We start from the raw sequence: 18,833 nt of genomic DNA on the forward strand, positions 1-18,833 counted from the left end.
CTCCGCTTAAGCCTTCGCCTTCGGCATCTGCGAAACAAGAGACAGATTCACGTCCATGCCTTCCACCTGGAAGTGTGGGATGGCATACAGTTTCACGCGGAAGAAGCCAGGGTTGTCTTCGATGTCTTCCACAGTCACTTTCGCGTCACGCAGCGGGTGAGAGGCTTGCAGATCATCGCCCGGATCGGTCATTTCGGTGACCAAAGTGCGGATCCAAGTGTTCAGCTCAAGTTCCAGCAGACGACGGTCTTTGGTGGTGCCGATGTTTTCGCGCTGGATAAGCTTCAGGTAGTGCGCAATACGCGACAGCAGGAAGATGTACGGCAGGCGTGCATTGATACGGCTGTTGGCGGTCGCATCGGCGGTGTCGTACAGCGCCGGTTTCTGCGCGGAGTTTGCCGAGAAGAAGCATGAGTAATCGCGGTTTTTGTAGTACGACAACGGGATGAAACCGAGGTTGGCGAATTCAAATTCGCGGGTTTCCGGGATCATCACTTCACTCGGGATTTTCACCTGGTTGCCGGTACCGAGGTCATACAGATGGATGGGCAGATCCTGCACCGCACCGCCCGCTTGTGGGCCACGAATTTGTACGCACCAGCCGTTGTTGATGAAGCTTTTCACCATGTTGGCGGCAAACGCAAACGAAGCATTCGTCCACAGGTATTTCTCGTGATCCGGGCCTTTCACTTCTTCAACATAATTGAAGCTGCGTACCGGAACGGTATCCGGGCCATACGGCAGACGACCCAGCACACGCGGCATGGTCAGGCCGATATAACGGGAGTCATCGGTATCGCGGAAAGATTTCCATTTGATGTATTCGGCACGGTCAAAGTAGTTGCCAATGTCTTTGATCGCTGCCACGTCTTCCATGGAGTCTTTCAGGAAGAATTTTGGGCCGACGGAGCCGATAAACGGCATATGAGCCGCCGCAGACACTTTAGAAATGTTGCGCAGCAGCGCTACGTCCTGGGATGACGCATCGAACTCGTAGTTGGAAATCACCGAACCAATCGGCTCGCCGCCCGGTGTGTCGTATTCCGCGATGTAGGTGTGGTAGTACAGGCCGGTCTGGATGATTTCCGGGGAGTCTTCAAAGTCCTGGCGCAGGGCGTCTTTAGAAACGTCCAGCACTTCGATTTTCACGTTCTGACGGAAATCGGTACGGTCCACCAGGTGCTTCAGGCCGCGCCAGGCAGATTCCACCTGCTGGAAGGCTTCGTTATGCATCACGGCATCAAGTTGGCGGCTGATCTGGTGATCCAGTTCCGCAATGTGGTGGTCAAGCAGCGTTTTGTCCAGACGTTCAACGGTTTGGCCGGATTGCTTCAGGCGCTCCAGGAATACCTGTACGGCAGCCGTCACACGCTGGTCCGCGGTGACATCAGCCAGGGCCGCGGTGTCCTGGAAATCGTTCAGGTCACCCAGTGCAGCAACCGGCTTCAGGTTAATTTTTTCAAACAAAGAAGCATATACGCCGCCAGCGTCCGGGCGTTCAAGAACTGTGGTCTGGCCGGTCGCTGAAGTAGCAGTTTCGTTGTTGACTGACATAAGCATTATCTCGCATTAATCCGTTAAAAGAGGAATTACGCCTTCGGCGCCAGGGCATTCAGTTCGTCGCGCAGTTCATCGCTGAGAGTCGGATCTTTCAGGATGCTTTCGAGCTCTTTACGGAAGGTGACGTTATCGAGCAGGTTGGATTTAAGGTCGCGCAGCAGATTGCGCATCGCCAACATGGCGCGCAGTTGAGGGATTTGGCGGGCCACCTGCTCCGGTTCGAAGTCTTTCATCTCGTTAAAATTGAGTGTGACGTTTTCTTCGGAGCCGTCAGCGGCGAGGGTATTTTCAACGGTAAGATTCAGGGACGGCGAGAATTCGGCAAGAACGCTATTGAAATTATTCTTGTTGATGTTGATCTTCTCACGTTCAGACAGCGGACGATTTTCTTTACCGTTGCTGTAATCCCCCATCACCACCAACTTCAATGGCAGCTCAACTTTCTTTTGAGCGCCCCCGGTATGTACGTCTAGCTTGATATTAACGCGCGCTTTTGGAATCTCATTCTGGAAAGAATTAGACATTTCGTTAGGTCCTTTTGAAGGGCAAAAGAATACGGCGAGCCTATTTTGCTCACGTCATATATATATAAAACGGGAAGATGTTTTCAGATAAGTTATCATTGAAAAATAAACAAATGAACAGTCAAAAATTAAAAAGTGTTTTTTCGGAATTTTCACTCACACGTTTTAACACGAACATAAAAAACAACACGGAAGTGTATTATTTGTTTGACAAAAATCAAAAAAAATTTTTTACGTTGAAAATCCATTTAAACAGTATTTAGACAATTACTAAATAATAGTTAAAATCAACTAAAATTATCTAGTTAATTCATGACGCAAATGCATCCACTCAAATTCATATTTTTTATTTATATAATTATTTTCAATCCCGACCCGAACCATATTATTCAAAATCACCATTCTAATTTAAAGCACATTACTTTCTGGATTATTTCATCACTATTATTTCCAAATACATCTTAAATACAAAATAACGTCAAATCCGACTATAGGCGTCTTGATGCCTATTGCAGCGCAACCATCACGCCTCCATATCTGAAATAAAAGAGGCTTTTACTGTTCAATAAACGATCAGTATCAGTGCTTCGTAGGCAGAATGAATTCACAATACATAATCCACCCGACGTCACTCCGGACAGGGTGTCTCGTTCCAGTACTGTATTGTAGATGCTATCGTTGCGTCATACAGATCACGACAAGCCAAATCACCGCTCACGCTGGGGCGCACAGAGGCAGAAGTCAAGCTGGCGGCAAGAAGCCAGGGGCTTTCGAAAACGGTTATATTCTGGTCCGAGAGAATAGTTTGGCGTTGCCATAAAAAATGCACCTTACTCAGTTGTGTGTCCAACTTTTGGGGTGCAGTCCACTCCCCGTACGGGGCTTTTTTGTTTTTGTCGATCCGAAAATGAAAACTCACTTCCGGATTTTTACTAATTGGCTAAACCTGGATTTCAAAGGGGAACTTCATTCCCCATTCTTTACGCATATTATCCATAATTTTTAATACGGCGATTGTGTCTTGCGGTTTCATTATGTCACTTGCCGTTTTCCCCTGACGAATACAATCGTTGGAATGCCTTAACTGATACTCAAAGCCATCAAAATCAAACGGGAAGTTATACTCTTTTTTATTTTCATTCTGGTAAACAGTAAAACCATTTGCAGCATGCGGCGTATCTATAACAATGTAGCCATTTTTACATTGAATAACCGCTTGCTGGCGTGATAATGCTTCTACTGATGAGCTTAGCAAAGCAACTTGCTCACTTTCATACTGCATATAATAGAAACTTGACAGATCAACTCCACCGTCAGATAACACGGCGTTAGAGACTACTTTTTGAGGTTCATAGCCCAACAACATGCATGTAATACCAATAACGTAAATCCCCACATCATAAAGTGCACCACCCGCAAGCTCAGGGTTTATTTTACGATCACTCCTGCTACCTGGCGGATTGATACCAAAATCTGCGGCTATATTAACCACATCACCCAGTTGACCGCTGTTTAAAATTTTATGTATTTCAGTATATGCCGGTAAGAATTTCGTCCAGAACGCTTCCATAATAAACAAGCCATTATCAGATGCTTGTTTAAATAGATGCTCAGCCTGCTTTACATCGATAGTGAAGCTTTTTTCACATAAAACGTGTTTGTTATTTTTTAAGCACAGTAAGCTATTTTCGTAATGTGAATTGTGTGGCGTTGCGATATACACTGCATCTATATCAGCACTCTGCGCCAGTTCCTGATAACTGCCAAATGCCTTCTTCGCACCATATTGCGTAGCAAAATCTTCTGCTTTTTTAATGGAGCGTGATGCCACACCAACAAATTCACACTCATCTGACAAATATCCCAACGTGCCTGCGAATTTTTTAGCGATCGTTCCCGTACCAATGATGCCCCAACGAATTTTTTTCATATTAATTACCATTCACTATTTTAATTTGATAAATAACCCTACATTCCAAACTAACGCTGAAACACCTTAATTTCAATGAGTTATTCTCAAATAGAAACCACCAGGTCCGATCAAAGTTCATACCCACTACACGCTAACTGTTCATATTCTTATTCAGTCATGCGCTTGAAATATCAGTCAATGGGGCCAGATTCGCCAGTCGATTTAAAATTCGTTATTATCCGCTCCCACTCACCCTCCAGGCAGCCTGATGTCTACGATTATCGATACCTTTATTGCTCCGCCCTGCCATGACAAGGTAGAGATACTCTATCAGGATGAGCACCTGGTGCTTATCAACAAACCCTCCGGGCTGCTCAGCCTCTCAGGGAAAAACCCGCAAAATCTCGATTCGGTGCATCATCGATTAGTTAAGACATTTCCCGGCTGCACTTTGGTCCACCGCCTGGATTTCGGTACTTCCGGGCTGATGGTGATTGCCCGTAATAAGGCTATTAATGCAGCCATTTGCCAGCAATTCAGCCAGCGCGCGGTGACCAAAGTATACAGCGCACTGCTCTGCGGGCACCTGGACAACAACGAAGGGGTGATAGATGCACCGATTGCCAAAGACCCGGCGCTTTTCCCGCTGATGTCGATTTGCGCAATCAACGGCAAACCTGCACGCTCTGGCTATCGTGTTATTGAACGCTTTTATCACGAACTTGAAAACGGGACGTTAATGCCATTAACACGCGTTGAACTAACCCCGGAAACAGGGCGTACTCATCAACTGCGCATCCATTGCCAGCAGTTAGGCCACCCTATTTTGGGCTGTGACCTATATGGCGGTTTACTGCTACCGGGCACCGAACAAACTCCCCGACTGATGCTGCATGCCAGCGAGCTGCATTTTGTTCATCCGGCTAGTGGGGAGTGGATCAGAGCGCGCAATGAGAGTTTGTTTTGAGGAGGGGTTAATACTACTCAAGTTGGATTTGTGTCTGCTTTGAGCGAACAGCGGACATTGCATCGAAAGCCCTGCTGACTTTGTCAGGACATGCCTTTATTTTTAAGTCATTAAAGGCATGGGCCCGCATTCCAGATTATTGCCATATTCCTTTAGGTCAGGGCTTACGAGATCACGTCGCGAAAGCCATCAAATCGGCCTCACTGTTTTTTAATAATCATGCCATTACGCAGCTAGTGCGCTACAGAGAGAAGCTGCATAGATTTTACTTACTGGCTGCCAGCACCTTCTCAAGGGCTGACGTTGCACGTTGAGCGACGACCGGACAGGCCGAATTTTCAAGGGCGACGATCACCCCCCTTAATTGCGTTTCAGTCAAACCAATGTTTAAAGAAATGTTGAAATGGGACATTAGCTGCGGCTCAACGCCTTCCAGGCCTGCAAGTGCGCCAAGGGTGGCAATCTCACGATCTTCATAACTGAGGTTGTCCCGTCCAAAAATGTCACCAAACAGATGTTCTTTCAGGTACGTATCAATAGCAGGAGCAAAATCGAATACAGGCCCTTTGGCTGGCACACCTATCAGGTATGTCTGCACAGATGTGCCCAGTTCAAGGAGGGATCGGCCAGCAGGCAGCGGGCTGGCTTCGGAACCTGCAATATCATTTATACCCTGTTCTTTTCGTTCATTCACAAGGGTCATAAAGGTTCCAAGTGCGTTAAGCGCACGTGGAAAACCAAGGTAAGCATAAAGCTGTACCAGTATTTCTTTTATGTCGTTAATAATCAGGCCAGCATGTAAGCCTGCTTCCAGTGCGGCTCTCAGTTTATGATTATCGCTCAACGCAGTGAATGCAGAAATTGGAGCGATCGCCTGCTGGCGACTCGTCAGCTCTGTAACTTTCATAGAATGATCCCTTTGAGGCGGAGCAGTTTTCCGGCCTTTAATCAGCTAAGTTAATGTGTGATGGTCGCCTGCATCGCAGCGGTTTAGCGCTCACCCACTACCATGACAAAGGCGCATTTACGCACCTTTGTCATTACACTGGAAAATCATCAGTCAGGGATCTGGAAACCATAGGTTGCCAGATCCAGTGAGTCGGGATCCGGGCCGCCACGAACGCCTGTTTCAAGCGCATCAATAGCTTTAATTTCATTAGCCGTGAGCCTGAAATCAAACACGTCGAAGTTTTCGACAATTCGGTGGGGTTTTACAGATTTAGGAATGGCGGAATATCCGTGATCCAGATGCCATCGAAGAATAACCTGTGCCGGCGTCTTCGAATATTTTCTGGCAATGTCAGTGATTACCTTATCTTCGAAAGGATTTTTCTCCGCATTGTTGTAGGTATAAGACCCACCCAGTGGTGACCAGCATTGTGTGATAATGCCATAGTGGTCGTTAGCCGCACGCCATTCCGCCTGTGAATAATATGGATGAACCTGGATCTGATTCACCGCAGGAACAACACTGGTCTCTGTAATCAATCTGTCGAGTTCAGTGGGCGTGAGGTTGGATACACCAATGGCACGCACGCGCCCCTCGGCCAGCAGCTTTTCAGCCGCCTTATAGGCCTGAATGGTCTTTTCAAATTCTGATGCCAGAGGCTGATGAAGCAGCCAGAGGTCCAGTTGCTCAATGCCTAATTTATTCAGACTGACATCAAAGGCGCGAAGAGCAGAATCGTAGCCATAGTCGGAAATCCACAATTTAGTTTCAATAAAGATATCGTCGCGGTCTACGTCCGACCGACGGATCCCGGCGCCGACTTCACGTTCATTAAAATAGGCCGCAGCGGTATCGATAAGCCGATATCCGGTTTCCAGTGCCTTCTTCACCGCCTCGGTAGTTTCTTCAGGTTTGGCCTGATAAACACCCAATCCCAGAGCGGGCATTTTCACACCATTATTCAACGTAATATAAGGATTTATACCATTCATTTGAGTCCCTTTTTAGCGTTGTGGCTTAGAGGAAGCATACGTGATGCCATGAATAAGAAAGCGAGGGGTTACCCTTATCAGTCACTGACACGGGTAATGAGACTGACAGAAGGTCCGAATGTCAGCAGCGGTTGCAGGTATGACATAACTTCTGCAACATGCGGGTTTTCCGCATGGCTGGTTACTGCATCCTGGTTTACCCAGCCGTCAATAATATAAAACGTGTCGGGTTCATCGATTTTTTGATAAAAATCGTAATAAAGGCAACCGGCTTCAAGGCGTGCAGGCTCAACAAATTTCAGGACCAGCTCTTTAACGCGCTCACGATTTTCAGGTTCACATCGCAGTTCACAGATGATGTGGCGTTCTTCCGATTTTATTTTCTGCATCGTCATTTCCTCAGTTCTTACCGGCATAAACACGGGTCATACCGCCATCGACTATCAGGTCAATGCCACGGATGTAAGTACTCGAGTCTGATACCAGAAAAATCAACGCATCCGCGATATCTGCCGCGGTGCCCACGCGCCCGGCCGGTATTTCTGCGGAAACTCGCTCAGCATATGAGGCAATATCGTTGTCACTCATTTTCTGTTCGTTGCTGTAACCCTCGGTCGGGACTACACCGGGACTTATGGTATTGACCCGGATATCTCGCCCTTTTAGATCCGTGGTCCAGCTGCGAGCCAGTGAACGCACTGCCGCTTTGGTCGCGGCATAAACAGCAAATCCAGGTAACCCCATATCTGCAGTAATCGACGCATTCAGCACTACGGAGGAACCGTCACGAAGCACGTCCAGCATGCTCTGCATAGTGAGTACAACACCTTTAACATTTATGCTCAGTTCGCTGTCTATCTGATCTTCGGTCAGTTCTTCGAGTGGCGTGGCGTGGCCACCACCCGCATTAGCGAACAAAATATCCAGATGCCCCTGTTCGGCTTTAATGGTGGCAGCCGCACGCAGCATGTCTTCTTTACTTGAGACATCCGCACATATAGCTCTGGCGGAGTTGCCCAGTTTGGTTACTGCCTCGTCCAGCACGTTCTGTCGGCGGCCAGTGATATAGACTGTTGCGCCGTGTTCAATCAGTCGCTTCGCTGCACCGAAACCCAGGCCGGTTGTTCCGCCGGTGACCAGTGCGATACGGCCTTTAAGAGATTGGGTCGTCATGATGATGTCCTCTGAGAATGAATACGGGGGAGGATACCGGCGACATGGCGTCGCCGGTTAATGAAGCAAGGCTTAGCGGTTAATGGACTTCATCATTGCAGCGTTATAACGCTCGCCCTGGACGGGAACTTTTGCCAGCACATCTGCAATTTCCTGTAGGTCTGCGGCCGTGAGTTCAACTGCAGCCCCGCCTACATTTTCGTCGAGACGGTGAAGTTTTGTGGTGCCGGGGATCGGGGCAATCCATGGTTTTTGAGCCAGCAACCAGGCTAAAGCAATCTGTGCCGGGGTTGCTTGTTTACGCTCAGCAACTTTACCGATCAGGGCGACAAGGTTATTGTTGGCCTGACGGGCTTCGTCAGCAAAACGCGGCAGATTATTTCGGACATCTCCTTCAGCAAAGGTGGTTGCACCATCAATCTTTCCTGTAAGAAAGCCTTTACCCAGCGGGCTGAAAGGAATGAAGCCGATACCCAGCTCTTCCAGCGTCGGGATAATGACGTCTTCAGGTTCACGGGTGAACATAGAGTATTCACTCTGCAGTGCGGACAGCGGCTGAACAGCATGTGCGTCACGAATAGCTTTTACGCCCGCCTCACACATCCCAAAATATTTCACCTTTCCTTCCTGAATCAGGTCGCGTACAGCTCCGGCGACATCTTCCATTGGCACGTTTGGATCCACACGATGCTGGTAAAAGAGATCGATGTAATCCGTTTTCAGCCGCTTAAGGGACTGTTCAACGACAGTACGAATACGCTCAGGACGACTGTCGAGTCCCGCCGCTGCATTACCCTCTTTAAAACCGAATTTTGTAGCGATAACGATCTGGTCACGGAACGGTGCCACAGCTTCCCCGACCATTTCTTCATTGATCTGACCATACGCTTCTGCAGTGTCGAACAGCGTTACGCCGCGCTCATAAGCTGCACGGATAAGTTTGATGGCTTCAGCTTTGTCTGTCGCAGGCCCGTAGCCAAAGGTCAGTCCCATACATCCCAGACCAATTGCCGATACTTCAAGGCCACTGTTACCTAATTGTCGCTTTTGCATAATGAGTCTCCTGTTTATGGATTGAACACCTCACAAGCACGGCTTGATTAGGTGGTGTTCATATACTCTAAGGAATGACTGGTCATTACTGAAGTGGCATAATCAGATAACCGACATGAGTGGAACTAATAATGAATCATACGGATTTCAATCATCTTGCTGTTTTCATTACGGTAGCGCGTGAAAAAAGCTTCACGCGGGCCGCGGCGCACCTGGGCGTTTCACAATCAGCAATCAGTCATAGCATTCGAGGTCTGGAGGAAAGGCTGGGGATACGTCTTCTGACCCGGACAACCCGGGGGGCAGTGCCAACAGAGGCGGGAGAACGACTGCTTGCCAATCTTGCTCCCTACTATGATGGGATTGAGACCGAGCTTACCTCTTTGGGAGAGCTGCGCGAGAAGCCAGGAGGCATGATACGCATCACCGCTCATGACCATGCGGCAACCACTATACTCTGGCCAAAGCTTTCAACGTTATTGAGGGAGTACCCGGATATCACGCTTGAAATCAACATAGACTATGGATTGATCGACATTGTGACCGGTCGTTTCGATGCGGGAGTCCGTGTCGGGGATCAGATTGCCAAAGATATGATTGCCATGCGTATCTCTCCTGATTTTCGCATGATCGTTGTTGGCTCTCCTGATTACTTTTCCAGACATCCTAAGCCAGAAACGCCACAAGATCTGACTTCACACAACTGCGCAAATTTGCGGCTTTCCACACACGGAGGCCTGTTCGCCTGGGAGTTTGAGAAAGACGGGCAGGAGTTGAAAGTTCAGGTATCCGGCCAGATGATATTCAATACTTCGCCTCAACTGTTATCGGCGGCGCTTGCAGGGTACGGGCTGGCGTATGCTCCTGAGGATGTGGTGCAAAAATATATCAGAGAGGGAAAATTAATACCTGTACTTGAGGACTGGTCACCCACATTTCCTGGTTACCATCTTTATTATCCAAGTAGAAGGCAGGCTCTTCCTGCATTCAAGTTGATTTTAAACGCTCTAAGGGTATGAGTTAAGACTCATCCTTAGTGCATGGATAAATTCTGCCAATCATATGTATCGAGCCTTAAGTACAATCCGATTAATACACCTCCTACACTGAGTTTCAGATTGCAGGCTAACATTCCGGGTTCGTAATGTCCGCTATTGGCACTTAGCTGCCTACAGCGACAATATCAGGCGGCGATAACTTAGAAGCAGATCTTCCTCTACACTAAGCCCTAAAAGATCAGCCACATTACTGCACGCCGCGCCGGATTGAAACCTTTCGCTATCTCCTCTGCGTTCAGGTTGGCCAGATGTGGCGGTCGCGCGTGGCCTTCCACAATATTAAAACCTAACGTGGCGTAAAATCTGGCATTGAAAGCGGCCATGCTGTCCGTTGTCAGTGTCGCACCCGCCAGGCCACGTTGCTGCCCGGCACACAGAAGCGCCTGCATAAGCCGTCTGCCGATTCCGTGGCGCTGCCAGTCCGGATGCACGTCAATTTCAGCAACGTGCAGCCATTGATCCTCCACCTTGCCCGCTGCAAACCCTACGGGAACTGAATCAGGCGTCCAGGCGGCAAGCAGCAAACCGTTGCGGCTGAAATCACTCAGCTCCTCGAGGCTACTTGCGCAGGCCTGACCGGTCACCGCACCTGCATCCCGCAGTGTTTCAAAAGCCGCAAGCTCAATAGCACGTAGCATGCCTAAGTGTTCAGGCTGTGCGGGGCCGATAGTGAAATCCATGACTTAATTCTCCATGTTTCTGACGAGACTACCCGCTGCATGTCCGGCAACGATTTTAAGCATTATCAGCGTCCAAAAGAGACGTGCCGTAAGAATTGTCGATGGTGCAAAGCCAGCGACCATCGCTTTCCTGCCGAAATACATAAGTTGCGCGACGTGTGGTTTCAACTGTTCCGCTATGACCATCGGGGAAACGAAGCACCGTTTCCATAATAACAAGAGCGTTGCCACCACCTTCTATGACCTGCATCTCCCCCTGTTCCACCATTAGCTGCCCCTGAAAATAATCAGAGATGGCAATAAAGGCTTTGCGGATATTATCTTTACCTTTGACGATCATTCCTGGCCTAACCACCAGAGCAGCGTCTTCGGAATAGTTTCCCATCAGAGCGTCATAATCTTTAGCGGTGATAGCCCTATCGCAGGATTCAATGATCTGACGTAGCGGATGTGAGTGCATAAATATTTCCTTTATTAAGCGACCAACCCGTTGTCGCCAACGAATATACGAATCTAGAACAGCACCATTTTTTCATAAGGATGCTTCATACAGGCACCGAGTCGGCTATCCAAATCGCCATCATGAATTTCCAGCTTATGCCCATCAGGATCCAGGAAGTAGATAGATTTGCCTTCGCTCTTATTTGTTTTCCACTCTGTCACGCCCGATGATTTCAGATGAGCAGCAAACGCATCAAAGTCTTCGCTGCGGATGCTGAAGGCGTAGTGAGTGTAATCTTCATGCGAAGCAACAATGTCAGCAGAAAGACACAGCCACAGATTCCCAAGGTAAAGGTAAGCCCCAGTGGCCCATCTGGCCTTAGGTGTAAAGCCAAGCGTGTGGACGTAAAAATCAAAACTTCTTGAAATATCACTGACTGCTATGGTTATGTGATTCAATCCACTTAGCATGCGAAGCCTTTTCTGCAGGATGTGGGCGGTTATGAGCAAAAAGCATACACGTTTAAACAGGAGAAAAGCGATGATTTCAAAGGATAATGCGGAGCATTATATCTGGGGTGACAATTGTGACGGTTGGTATCTGTTAAACCGCACGGACATGTTGATTATTCATGAAAAGATGCCTTCCGGCACTTGCGAAAAACGACACTTTCACTCCGTTTCCCGACAGTTCTTCTTTGTTCTTCAGGGTGTCCTGACGATGGAACTTGAAGGTAATAAACATGAAATCAAGGCCCACCAGGGATTAGAAATTCAGCCAGGGATAAAGCATCAAGCCAGAAACGACGGACAATCTTCCGTAGAATTTATTGTAATCTCTCACCCGACAACACGAGGCGATCGTTCAGATATTCCATCCTCATAACGGCAGTTCCGCTTCTGGCACAGAGTCGCCAGCGAACGATCTTAGAGCAGATCTGAGCGAAAAGCAGATATTCCACGACATTATATTGGTAGGAAAATACTTGTTGATTGCACAATCTACTTTTATTATCTGATATATTAACTATTATAAACCCACTTCCCTCCTGTATAAGGATGCACTACTCTCGGAATGAGTTCGCTACTATAACGGTTTTAGCCATATATTTTTTCAATTCATAAAAACTTAGACTAAGATCTGATATATAATTTTTAAACAAAGGTTAAAAATGAAAAAAACAACTCTGGAATATACACCTGTTGACTTATCTCGTTGGGCAAGGAAAGAGCATTTTGAAGTATTTCAGTCTTTTGCTCAATGCACATTTAACCAAACTGTCCTGTTAGATATTACCGCGCTGCTAAAACATATAAAAGAAGTTGGCTGGAAATTTTACCCTACCATTATTTCCCTCCTTTCTAAAGCCGTAAACAATCATGCGGAGTTCCGTATGGCTATAAAGAATAATGAGCTAGTCATATGGAATGAAATTCATCCAAGCTATACCATTTTCCATAATGAAACGGAGACCTTTTCATCATTATGGAGCCACTTCGATGGCAATATTCATCACTTCCAGAGCGTTTATTCAGAAGACGTTGCACGCTATGGTAATAACCTTTCTTATTGGCCTAAGGAGGAGTCTCGGGAAAATGTATTTTTCGTATCGGCTATTCCTTGGGTAAGTTTTACCAGTTTTAATATGAACATTGCTAACATGCAGAATTTTTTTTCCCCTATGTTCACTCTTGGAAAATATTACAAACAAGATGGAAAAGTATTGTTGCCTCTGTCCGTTCTGGTACATCATTCCGTGTGCGATGGCTTCCATGTTGCGAGACTTATCAACGAGTTACAAGAGATGAGCAATAGCATCAAGCACCTTTCAGAAGAACTCAATGCCTGATGCACCAGAAGCCCTGAACGCACAGGCAGAAAGAACATTCCCTCTTTAACCGTTTCTGATTTTCCCATCGATATAAGGCTGAGGCTTACCAAACAGATAGCCTTGTATGAAATCACAGCCCAGCACCTGGAGGCTTTCCAGTTGCTCCTGTGTTTCAACACCTTCCGCAATGGACTTCATATTGAGGGATTTCGCCATGCCGGTGATGAGCCTGATGATATTAAGGGCGTCTTCGTGTGTCGATATCGAATGCACAAAGGACTTGTCTATTTTGATTTTATCGAAGGCAAGCCTGCTCAGGCGCGAAAGAGAAGAATAACCGGTACCAAAATCATCGATGGAGATTTTAACCCCCAGAGCCCGCAACCTGTTAAGGGTATTTATCGGCGTATGGCTCTCACTAAAGAGAGAGGATTCAGTCACTTCCAGTTCAAGACGCTCTGCGGGAAGCCCCGTTTCGTTCAGAATAGACTGTACAATTGTGGCAAAGGCTTTGTTGCTTAGCTGGACAGGAGAGACATTGACTGAAATTTTAGCCGGAATCACCCAGGAAGCGGCCTCCCGGCAGGCCATTTCAAGCACCGATTTCCCCATCTCGTTAATCATTCCTGTTTTTTCAGCCACAGGAATAAAGCTGTCTGGCGACAGGAGGCCCTTCAGAGGATGTATCCAACGAATAAGGGCTTCATAGCTGTAAATTTCCTGGCTGAAAGAATCGACAATAGGCTGATAATAAACCACGAATTCTTTATTCACTATCGCCAGTGCCATATCATGCTCAAGAGTTCGACTTTCTTGCAGTTTTTCTAACATCCATTGCCGGAAGACTTTTATCTTACCCGCGCCTTCTTTCTTAGCTTCATAAAGGGCCAGATCGGCAAATTTATAGAGATAGTCGGAGCGGCGTTCAGTGTCTGAGATGACTATGCCAACACTGGTGGTTATATTGATAATCGTATTATAAATAGTGTAGGGCTGGCTGATAACATCGCATATATTTTGGGCTCGTGAAACGGCACTGCTCTCCGTGAGGCCACTTGAGAGAAATGCAAATTCATCCCCGCCTAAACGATAAAGCGCATCGGAAGTCAGGCCCATCGAAATCAGACGCTGTGATATCTGGCGTAATAACATATCACCGACATCATGACCATACGTATCATTGACTTCCTTGAATCGATCTAAATCAAACAGCATCACATTCACAGTATTATTGCTTTTTACTGCGTTCTCGATGGTTTCATTTAAATTCCCCCAGAAAAAATGGCGGTTATTCATCTCTGTCAGAGAGTCATGGTAGACGTCATACTCCAGTTTTGCATTCTGGACTTGCAGTTTTTCTTTAGATTCCTGTAGGGCTTCAGCAAGACTTTTTACCTGAAGATGTGCCTTCAGAATATTTCTATTTTGATAAAATATCAGCAGACCAAGTATCGCACTCATTATTATCAGCAATACAGACGTCGCTGAGTAAATATAGTACAGGATTTTAATTTTGAGGTTGGCGTCATTAATCGAGTTGATATCTTTATCTAAAGCACCCGACGACAGACGACCCAGTTGCGGGTCAAGTGTCTGCATTTTTTTCAGGTATGCCTGGAGTTCTGAGCGGCTCATTTTCTCAAGATGAGAATCCAGATACTCAAGTGTATTTTCAAGCTGTATAGCCAGTGCATGATGAGTTTTATTACTTTCTATGTAACTCCTCAGGTCACCTTCTTTCATTAAATCACTCTGGCTGAGCATAATGTCGAGACGCATGCGTACATCATCCAGTGTCATCGTCTCATCGATAGTGTAAAGACCAAGCAACGATTCGAACCGGTAATATTCTGAAACCATCTGTGCAGCAGACCACGAAGCGGTGTAGTGAGTCAGTTTCTGTAACTCTTGTTGCCTTTCATGCACAAGGAAAGAGATATATCCGGTAGATATAAAAAGGAAAAAAATGATGCCAGCCAGAATTCTGTTCATGTTGGTCTTCTGACCCCTTACTCAATATTCATTCTGCTGACCTGCCATGCTGACCTTGAATAATAAATCTGATTATTCAACTCAGGCATGCTGTCATAGGGGTAAACAACAAACAACGGGCCTTTATCACGGATACGCATATATTCTCCGTTAATTTTTAAAGCAAGGATAACGTTGTATTTCTTAAAATCACTGAGGGGGATTTCGGTGGTGTAGTCATTGAGTGCTGTGATCTTAACAACAGAACCTTTCGCTCCGACATAATCCATAAGCTTTTGCAGTGGAATACCCGTAAAGGTAGTGCGTCCATCATACCAGGGAGACGTAGTCTGAAAGCTGACCATACCCAGTTTCTCAAGGCTGGCGAGATCAAAAACGGCTTTCCCACCTTCATTTGTATTTTCGATATGACCAGACATCGTTAAAAGGACTTTACCGGCAGGTCTGGAAAATTCACCCGCCCAGACCTGGGTGGAGAGCGCAAAGCTTAACAGCATGACAATTAATCGCATTTTGACCTCGTATATCAACCGGATGTTAAAGAATTATAATTTAGTTATTGTGCTATTTATATATGCTCCCGGACTATTGTTGACGCAATCATTTTACCAACATTTTAACCCTTTAAAATCAAATGGTTAAGAATGATTTTCTTTTTATATTGATTAAGCAAGGTCGATGCCGTTATTTGATATACACAAAATAATGTTGCACCTGCACAAATAAAAGCCACCTGTTTACTCAGCGTAAATAAACACACAGCAATATAAAGGTTTATTTATTTGTAAGGCAGGAGGGGTTTCACGCAAGCAATTTTCCGTTCCTGGCACAATGAAGACATTAAAAAATGATTTCCCCTACAGACACAGGACTGGTGAGCGGATGACGGTCTACATCGTACTAACGGTTCGGCCAAATAGTTTCAGCGGGGATTCCCCTCCCAAATACCCCTACTCTCTGTAAAGTTTTGCATATCATTTTGACCCTCCCCTTACGGGAAGGTTTAGAGTCGGCGTCAATCTCACTCTCTTTTCAGCAAGGAATGATTAATGAAACGAAGCATACTTTTCGCATTACTGGCACTTGGCATCAGCGGTTCAGCATTGGCTCAGAACGATGCCGACTTCCTCGCAGCACACGGTTTAGCGGGTAAAACTACCGAGCAAATGGTTGAGGCGATTGATGGCTCACCGCAGGCGCGACCGTTACCGTATAACGCAGGCATCACCAGCACAGAATTGAAGTTGTCTGACGGCACACAGCAGTTCAGCTATCCGCTCGGCGATAAGTTCTATTTGTCTTTCGCACCTTATCTGACGCAAACCCATCCGTGTTTTAACCACAGCCTTTCTGGCTGCCGTGGAGAGCTTGCGAATACGCCGTTTGATGTGAAAGTGACGGACAAAAGTGGCAAAGTGTTGATGCAGAAAAAGATGAGCAGTCACGCGAATGGCTTTGTTGGCATCTGGTTGCCACGTGATATGGAAGGCACAATTGAAGTGAGTTACCAGGGTAAAACGGCCAGCGCGCCGATTGCGACACATAAAGACAGCCAGACCTGTTTAACCACGCTGCCATTGCAGGGTTAACCGTTTAAATATCGAATGAATGTCGGGTGACGCGAACGCTTACCCGACCTATCCCTCTACCGCGTCGCCCAAAACGCCTGCTGCATCGCCTTCGTCTCTTCGATGATTTCCGGCACCGGGCCAATCAACTCCACCGGTTTCTGGCAATGCTCAAAGACGTATTTCGACGACACGCTCATGGTCGGGTTTTCTTCGTGGTTGCCGGTCGCTTCCAACAGCTGGCTTTCATACATGCCAAAAACAACTCGCCCGATATTCGCCCAATACGCCGTTCCCGCACACATGCAGCAGGGTTCAACGGCAGTATATAGTGTGCATTGCCATAAATATTCGGCGGTGTAATTGGTGGCTGCAATTCGCGCAAGTGTTGATTCCGCGTGGTTAACCGTGTCGATATTGCACTGCTCAAGCAATACTGTTTCGTTATCGGGTGCGACTAACAGTGCACCAAACGGATGATGCCCAAGCGCTATCGCCCTGTGTGCTACCGCATTGGAACGGCGCAAGTGGCGAAGAATCTGTTCTTTACTCGGTGCAGGCCCACGTTTTACTGACATATTTTCTCCTTCATTATTTCGCGTCGATGCTCCACGGGAACAATCGTTTTTGCAGCCAGCTCACCAGCCCATACAACGTCAGGCTGCACACCACCAGTAAGAACAAACTGGCGAAAGCCAATGGGATTTTGAACGATGAGGTGCTGAATAAAATCAGATAACCCAGGCCTTGATCGGCTGCGACAAACTCTGCCACCACCGCGCCGATAATCGATAGCGTAATCGCCACCTTTAGCGCACTGAATATATACGGCACCGCATACGGCATACGAATCTGCCAATATTCGCGGTTGCGTGGTGCACGTAATGTTTTAGACAGCTCAAGCAATTCGGACGGCACAGAATTCATTCCGGTCGCCGTGGAAATCACCAGCGGGAAAAAGGAGATAAGCGTAGTGATCACCACACGCGGCAGCATGCCGGAACCGAGTGTGACGACAATAATCGGCGCAATCGCCACTACCGGCGTGGACTGGATAACAATCAGCCAGGGCAACACCAGGCGGGCAAGCAACTTAGAGCTGACAATAGCAATAGCCAGCGGCAGCGCAATGACAATTGCCAGCAGGAAACCGCTTAACGCCACGCTCAATGTCGCCAGGATATGAGTCGCCCAGCGCCCGGCATCCAACGTAGTCACAGAAGCAAAAATGGCCGTTGGCGACGGCAGGATAAACACCGGAATGGCAAATAATTTACACGCCGCCTCCCAAAGCAAAACTGCCACCACCAGCGCCAGCAGCGCGATGTACTTTTCCAGAAACGCTTTCATGCTGGCTCCTTGCGGCGGCTAAAGACTTTGTGGCGGATATCGGCGGTTAACTCATGGAACAGCGGATGATTAAGGGTTTCCTCATCCCGTGGGCGAGCCAGCGGGACATCAATAATTTCACTTACTCGCCCAGGGCGTGCGCTCATTACCACGATGCGGTCGGAAAGCAGCAACGCTTCCTGAATTGAGTGGGTGACAAACAACACAGTTTTTGGGCGTTCGTTCCAGATACGCATCAACTCAAAACTCATTTCATCGCGTGTTAGTGAATCAAGAGCGGAAAACGGTTCATCCATCAGCAAAATATCCGGGTCATGCAGCAAAGAGCGAGCAATAGAAACACGCTGCTGCATGCCGCCTGACAATTCCGCCGGTCGCTTATTGGCAAACTGCGTCAGCCCTGTCATTTCCAGCAATTCATACCCACGCGCGGTATCTTTAGCATCCACGCGGCCATACTTGTGTTTCATCGGAAAAGTGATGTTATCGAGCACAGTGAGCCACGGCAGCAACGTCGGTTTCTGGAACACAAACCCCATTTCATCACGCGGTTCGGTCACCGGCTTGCCATATACAGAAATCATGCCGCTGCTCGGTTTGAGCAACCCGGCAATCAAACGTAAAATGGTCGATTTTCCGCAGCCTGACGGACCAATAAATGAGACGAATTCGTGGCGGCGTAGCGTCAGATTCACCTCATCAAGTGCCGTAACCCTGGTACCATCAGCAGATATAAACGTCTGATTGACATGACTAAGCTCTATAACAGGCTGCATAACATT

The 18,833-nt window shown here is 47.2% G+C and carries 21 protein-coding genes; 5 read left to right on the plus strand and 16 right to left on the minus strand.

All coding sequences use genetic code 11. The annotated features are described in order from the left end of the window. Positions 1 to 6 precede the first annotated feature (6 nt). From tssC to IX31_RS11780, 3 genes are all read right to left on the minus strand, one after another. On the minus strand, positions 7 to 1,560 hold the full coding sequence (gene tssC / locus IX31_RS11765) for a type VI secretion system contractile sheath large subunit (RefSeq protein ID WP_034458326.1): 1,554 nt from the start codon (positions 1,558 to 1,560) through the stop codon (positions 7 to 9). Between the two features lie 29 nt (positions 1,561 to 1,589). Then, positions 1,590 to 2,084 carry a type VI secretion system contractile sheath small subunit gene (gene tssB / locus IX31_RS11770; protein ID WP_034458328.1) on the minus strand — a complete coding sequence of 165 codons (495 nt, stop codon included), beginning with the start codon at positions 2,082 to 2,084 and terminating at the stop codon, positions 1,590 to 1,592. A 940-nt stretch (positions 2,085 to 3,024) separates the two neighbouring features. After that, positions 3,025 to 4,014 (minus strand): Gfo/Idh/MocA family protein, encoded by a 990-nt coding sequence (locus tag IX31_RS11780; RefSeq protein WP_034458332.1) that lies wholly within the window; start codon positions 4,012 to 4,014, stop codon positions 3,025 to 3,027. A gap of 250 nt (positions 4,015 to 4,264) precedes the next feature. Here IX31_RS11780 and IX31_RS11785 point away from each other — a divergent pair, with 250 nt between their 5' ends. Next, positions 4,265 to 4,963 carry an RluA family pseudouridine synthase gene (locus IX31_RS11785; RefSeq protein ID WP_034458334.1) on the plus strand — a complete coding sequence of 233 codons (699 nt, stop codon included), beginning with the start codon at positions 4,265 to 4,267 and terminating at the stop codon, positions 4,961 to 4,963. A 265-nt stretch (positions 4,964 to 5,228) separates the two neighbouring features. Here the strand turns inward: IX31_RS11785 and IX31_RS11790 are convergent, their stop codons facing one another. From IX31_RS11790 to IX31_RS11810, 5 genes are all read right to left on the minus strand, one after another. Next, positions 5,229 to 5,870 carry a carboxymuconolactone decarboxylase family protein gene (locus IX31_RS11790; protein ID WP_051880695.1) on the minus strand — a complete coding sequence of 214 codons (642 nt, stop codon included), beginning with the start codon at positions 5,868 to 5,870 and terminating at the stop codon, positions 5,229 to 5,231. Positions 5,871 to 6,019: 149 nt separating this feature from the next. Beyond that, the gene (locus IX31_RS11795; protein WP_034458336.1) at positions 6,020 to 6,904 is read right to left on the minus strand and encodes an aldo/keto reductase; all 885 of its coding nucleotides are present in this window, start codon (positions 6,902 to 6,904) and stop codon (positions 6,020 to 6,022) included. Between the two features lie 77 nt (positions 6,905 to 6,981). Next, the gene (locus IX31_RS11800) at positions 6,982 to 7,293 is read right to left on the minus strand and encodes a putative quinol monooxygenase (RefSeq protein ID WP_034458338.1); all 312 of its coding nucleotides are present in this window, start codon (positions 7,291 to 7,293) and stop codon (positions 6,982 to 6,984) included. A gap of 10 nt (positions 7,294 to 7,303) precedes the next feature. Then, positions 7,304 to 8,077, minus strand: a complete 774-nt coding sequence (locus tag IX31_RS11805) for an SDR family oxidoreductase (RefSeq protein ID WP_034458340.1) — start codon at positions 8,075 to 8,077, stop codon at positions 7,304 to 7,306. A 72-nt stretch (positions 8,078 to 8,149) separates the two neighbouring features. After that, the gene (locus tag IX31_RS11810; protein WP_034458341.1) at positions 8,150 to 9,130 is read right to left on the minus strand and encodes an aldo/keto reductase; all 981 of its coding nucleotides are present in this window, start codon (positions 9,128 to 9,130) and stop codon (positions 8,150 to 8,152) included. Positions 9,131 to 9,261: 131 nt separating this feature from the next. Here IX31_RS11810 and IX31_RS11815 point away from each other — a divergent pair, with 131 nt between their 5' ends. Beyond that, entirely contained in the window at positions 9,262 to 10,149 is an 888-nt protein-coding gene (locus tag IX31_RS11815; RefSeq protein WP_034458343.1) for a LysR family transcriptional regulator, read from the plus strand. A gap of 209 nt (positions 10,150 to 10,358) precedes the next feature. On the opposite strand, the gene IX31_RS11820 is transcribed toward IX31_RS11815, so the two are convergent. From IX31_RS11820 to fos, 3 genes are read right to left on the minus strand one after another with little or no spacing between them, the layout of a single operon-like run. Further along, the gene (locus tag IX31_RS11820; protein ID WP_034458345.1) at positions 10,359 to 10,868 is read right to left on the minus strand and encodes a GNAT family N-acetyltransferase; all 510 of its coding nucleotides are present in this window, start codon (positions 10,866 to 10,868) and stop codon (positions 10,359 to 10,361) included. A 55-nt stretch (positions 10,869 to 10,923) separates the two neighbouring features. Then, positions 10,924 to 11,328 carry a YybH family protein gene (locus IX31_RS11825; RefSeq protein WP_034458347.1) on the minus strand — a complete coding sequence of 135 codons (405 nt, stop codon included), beginning with the start codon at positions 11,326 to 11,328 and terminating at the stop codon, positions 10,924 to 10,926. 53 nt (positions 11,329 to 11,381) lie between these two features. Further along, positions 11,382 to 11,780 (minus strand): fosfomycin resistance glutathione transferase, encoded by a 399-nt coding sequence (fos, locus tag IX31_RS11830; RefSeq protein WP_034458349.1) that lies wholly within the window; start codon positions 11,778 to 11,780, stop codon positions 11,382 to 11,384. Between the two features lie 70 nt (positions 11,781 to 11,850). Here fos and IX31_RS11835 point away from each other — a divergent pair, with 70 nt between their 5' ends. Both IX31_RS11835 and catA read left to right on the plus strand, forming a co-directional pair. Beyond that, positions 11,851 to 12,195, plus strand: coding sequence for a cupin domain-containing protein (locus IX31_RS11835; protein WP_034458351.1), 345 nt, complete (start codon positions 11,851 to 11,853; stop codon positions 12,193 to 12,195). A gap of 286 nt (positions 12,196 to 12,481) precedes the next feature. Continuing rightward, positions 12,482 to 13,159: a type A chloramphenicol O-acetyltransferase gene (catA, locus tag IX31_RS11840; RefSeq protein ID WP_034458353.1), complete on the plus strand. Its 678-nt coding sequence runs from the start codon at positions 12,482 to 12,484 to the stop codon at positions 13,157 to 13,159. A gap of 45 nt (positions 13,160 to 13,204) precedes the next feature. Here the strand turns inward: catA and IX31_RS11845 are convergent, their stop codons facing one another. Continuing rightward, the gene (locus tag IX31_RS11845; protein ID WP_034458355.1) at positions 13,205 to 15,133 is read right to left on the minus strand and encodes a putative bifunctional diguanylate cyclase/phosphodiesterase; all 1,929 of its coding nucleotides are present in this window, start codon (positions 15,131 to 15,133) and stop codon (positions 13,205 to 13,207) included. Between the two features lie 17 nt (positions 15,134 to 15,150). After that, positions 15,151 to 15,645: a putative pterin-binding protein gene (locus tag IX31_RS11850; RefSeq protein WP_034458357.1), complete on the minus strand. Its 495-nt coding sequence runs from the start codon at positions 15,643 to 15,645 to the stop codon at positions 15,151 to 15,153. A gap of 537 nt (positions 15,646 to 16,182) precedes the next feature. Here IX31_RS11850 and cueP point away from each other — a divergent pair. Beyond that, on the plus strand, positions 16,183 to 16,722 hold the full coding sequence (cueP, locus tag IX31_RS11855) for a copper-binding periplasmic metallochaperone CueP (protein ID WP_034458358.1): 540 nt from the start codon (positions 16,183 to 16,185) through the stop codon (positions 16,720 to 16,722). Positions 16,723 to 16,778: 56 nt separating this feature from the next. On the opposite strand, the gene IX31_RS11860 is transcribed toward cueP, so the two are convergent. From IX31_RS11860 to IX31_RS11870, 3 genes are read right to left on the minus strand one after another with little or no spacing between them, the layout of a single operon-like run. Further along, on the minus strand, positions 16,779 to 17,279 hold the full coding sequence (locus tag IX31_RS11860) for a nucleoside deaminase (RefSeq protein ID WP_034458360.1): 501 nt from the start codon (positions 17,277 to 17,279) through the stop codon (positions 16,779 to 16,781). Positions 17,280 to 17,292: 13 nt separating this feature from the next. Next, a complete protein-coding gene (locus tag IX31_RS11865) occupies positions 17,293 to 18,051 on the minus strand; it encodes an ABC transporter permease (RefSeq protein ID WP_034458362.1) in 759 nt (252 codons plus the stop codon). Continuing rightward, positions 18,048 to 18,827, minus strand: coding sequence for an ABC transporter ATP-binding protein (locus tag IX31_RS11870; RefSeq protein ID WP_034458364.1), 780 nt, complete (start codon positions 18,825 to 18,827; stop codon positions 18,048 to 18,050). Before IX31_RS11870 ends, IX31_RS11865 begins: the two co-directional genes overlap by 4 nt. Between the last annotated feature and the right edge of the window lie 6 nt (positions 18,828 to 18,833).

Source organism: Buttiauxella noackiae (genome assembly GCF_000737905.1).
In the GTDB taxonomy this organism is placed as follows: domain Bacteria; phylum Pseudomonadota; class Gammaproteobacteria; order Enterobacterales; family Enterobacteriaceae; genus Buttiauxella; species Buttiauxella noackiae.

Excerpts from the sequence above, each read along its gene's own strand:
- IX31_RS11810 (WP_034458341.1), bottom strand. The coding sequence starts at position 9,130 with ATGCAAAAGCGACAATTAGGTAACAGTGGCCTTGAAGTATCGGCAATT.
- IX31_RS11870 (WP_034458364.1), bottom strand. The coding sequence starts at position 18,827 with ATGCAGCCTGTTATAGAGCTTAGTCATGTCAATCAGACGTTTATATCT.
- IX31_RS11825 (WP_034458347.1), bottom strand. The coding sequence starts at position 11,328 with ATGCACTCACATCCGCTACGTCAGATCATTGAATCCTGCGATAGGGCT.
- IX31_RS11800 (WP_034458338.1), bottom strand. The coding sequence starts at position 7,293 with ATGCAGAAAATAAAATCGGAAGAACGCCACATCATCTGTGAACTGCGA.
- tssC (WP_034458326.1), bottom strand. The coding sequence starts at position 1,560 with ATGCTTATGTCAGTCAACAACGAAACTGCTACTTCAGCGACCGGCCAG.
- IX31_RS11785 (WP_034458334.1), top strand. The coding sequence starts at position 4,265 with ATGTCTACGATTATCGATACCTTTATTGCTCCGCCCTGCCATGACAAG.
- IX31_RS11850 (WP_034458357.1), bottom strand. The coding sequence starts at position 15,645 with ATGCGATTAATTGTCATGCTGTTAAGCTTTGCGCTCTCCACCCAGGTC.
- catA (WP_034458353.1), top strand. The coding sequence starts at position 12,482 with ATGAAAAAAACAACTCTGGAATATACACCTGTTGACTTATCTCGTTGG.
- tssB (WP_034458328.1), bottom strand. The coding sequence starts at position 2,084 with ATGTCTAATTCTTTCCAGAATGAGATTCCAAAAGCGCGCGTTAATATC.
- IX31_RS11820 (WP_034458345.1), bottom strand. The coding sequence starts at position 10,868 with ATGGATTTCACTATCGGCCCCGCACAGCCTGAACACTTAGGCATGCTA.
- IX31_RS11845 (WP_034458355.1), bottom strand. The coding sequence starts at position 15,133 with ATGAACAGAATTCTGGCTGGCATCATTTTTTTCCTTTTTATATCTACC.
- IX31_RS11835 (WP_034458351.1), top strand. The coding sequence starts at position 11,851 with ATGATTTCAAAGGATAATGCGGAGCATTATATCTGGGGTGACAATTGT.
- cueP (WP_034458358.1), top strand. The coding sequence starts at position 16,183 with ATGAAACGAAGCATACTTTTCGCATTACTGGCACTTGGCATCAGCGGT.
- IX31_RS11860 (WP_034458360.1), bottom strand. The coding sequence starts at position 17,279 with ATGTCAGTAAAACGTGGGCCTGCACCGAGTAAAGAACAGATTCTTCGC.
- IX31_RS11815 (WP_034458343.1), top strand. The coding sequence starts at position 9,262 with ATGAATCATACGGATTTCAATCATCTTGCTGTTTTCATTACGGTAGCG.
- IX31_RS11805 (WP_034458340.1), bottom strand. The coding sequence starts at position 8,077 with ATGACGACCCAATCTCTTAAAGGCCGTATCGCACTGGTCACCGGCGGA.
- IX31_RS11790 (WP_051880695.1), bottom strand. The coding sequence starts at position 5,870 with ATGAAAGTTACAGAGCTGACGAGTCGCCAGCAGGCGATCGCTCCAATT.
- IX31_RS11780 (WP_034458332.1), bottom strand. The coding sequence starts at position 4,014 with ATGAAAAAAATTCGTTGGGGCATCATTGGTACGGGAACGATCGCTAAA.
- IX31_RS11865 (WP_034458362.1), bottom strand. The coding sequence starts at position 18,051 with ATGAAAGCGTTTCTGGAAAAGTACATCGCGCTGCTGGCGCTGGTGGTG.
- IX31_RS11795 (WP_034458336.1), bottom strand. The coding sequence starts at position 6,904 with ATGAATGGTATAAATCCTTATATTACGTTGAATAATGGTGTGAAAATG.
- fos (WP_034458349.1), bottom strand. The coding sequence starts at position 11,780 with ATGCTAAGTGGATTGAATCACATAACCATAGCAGTCAGTGATATTTCA.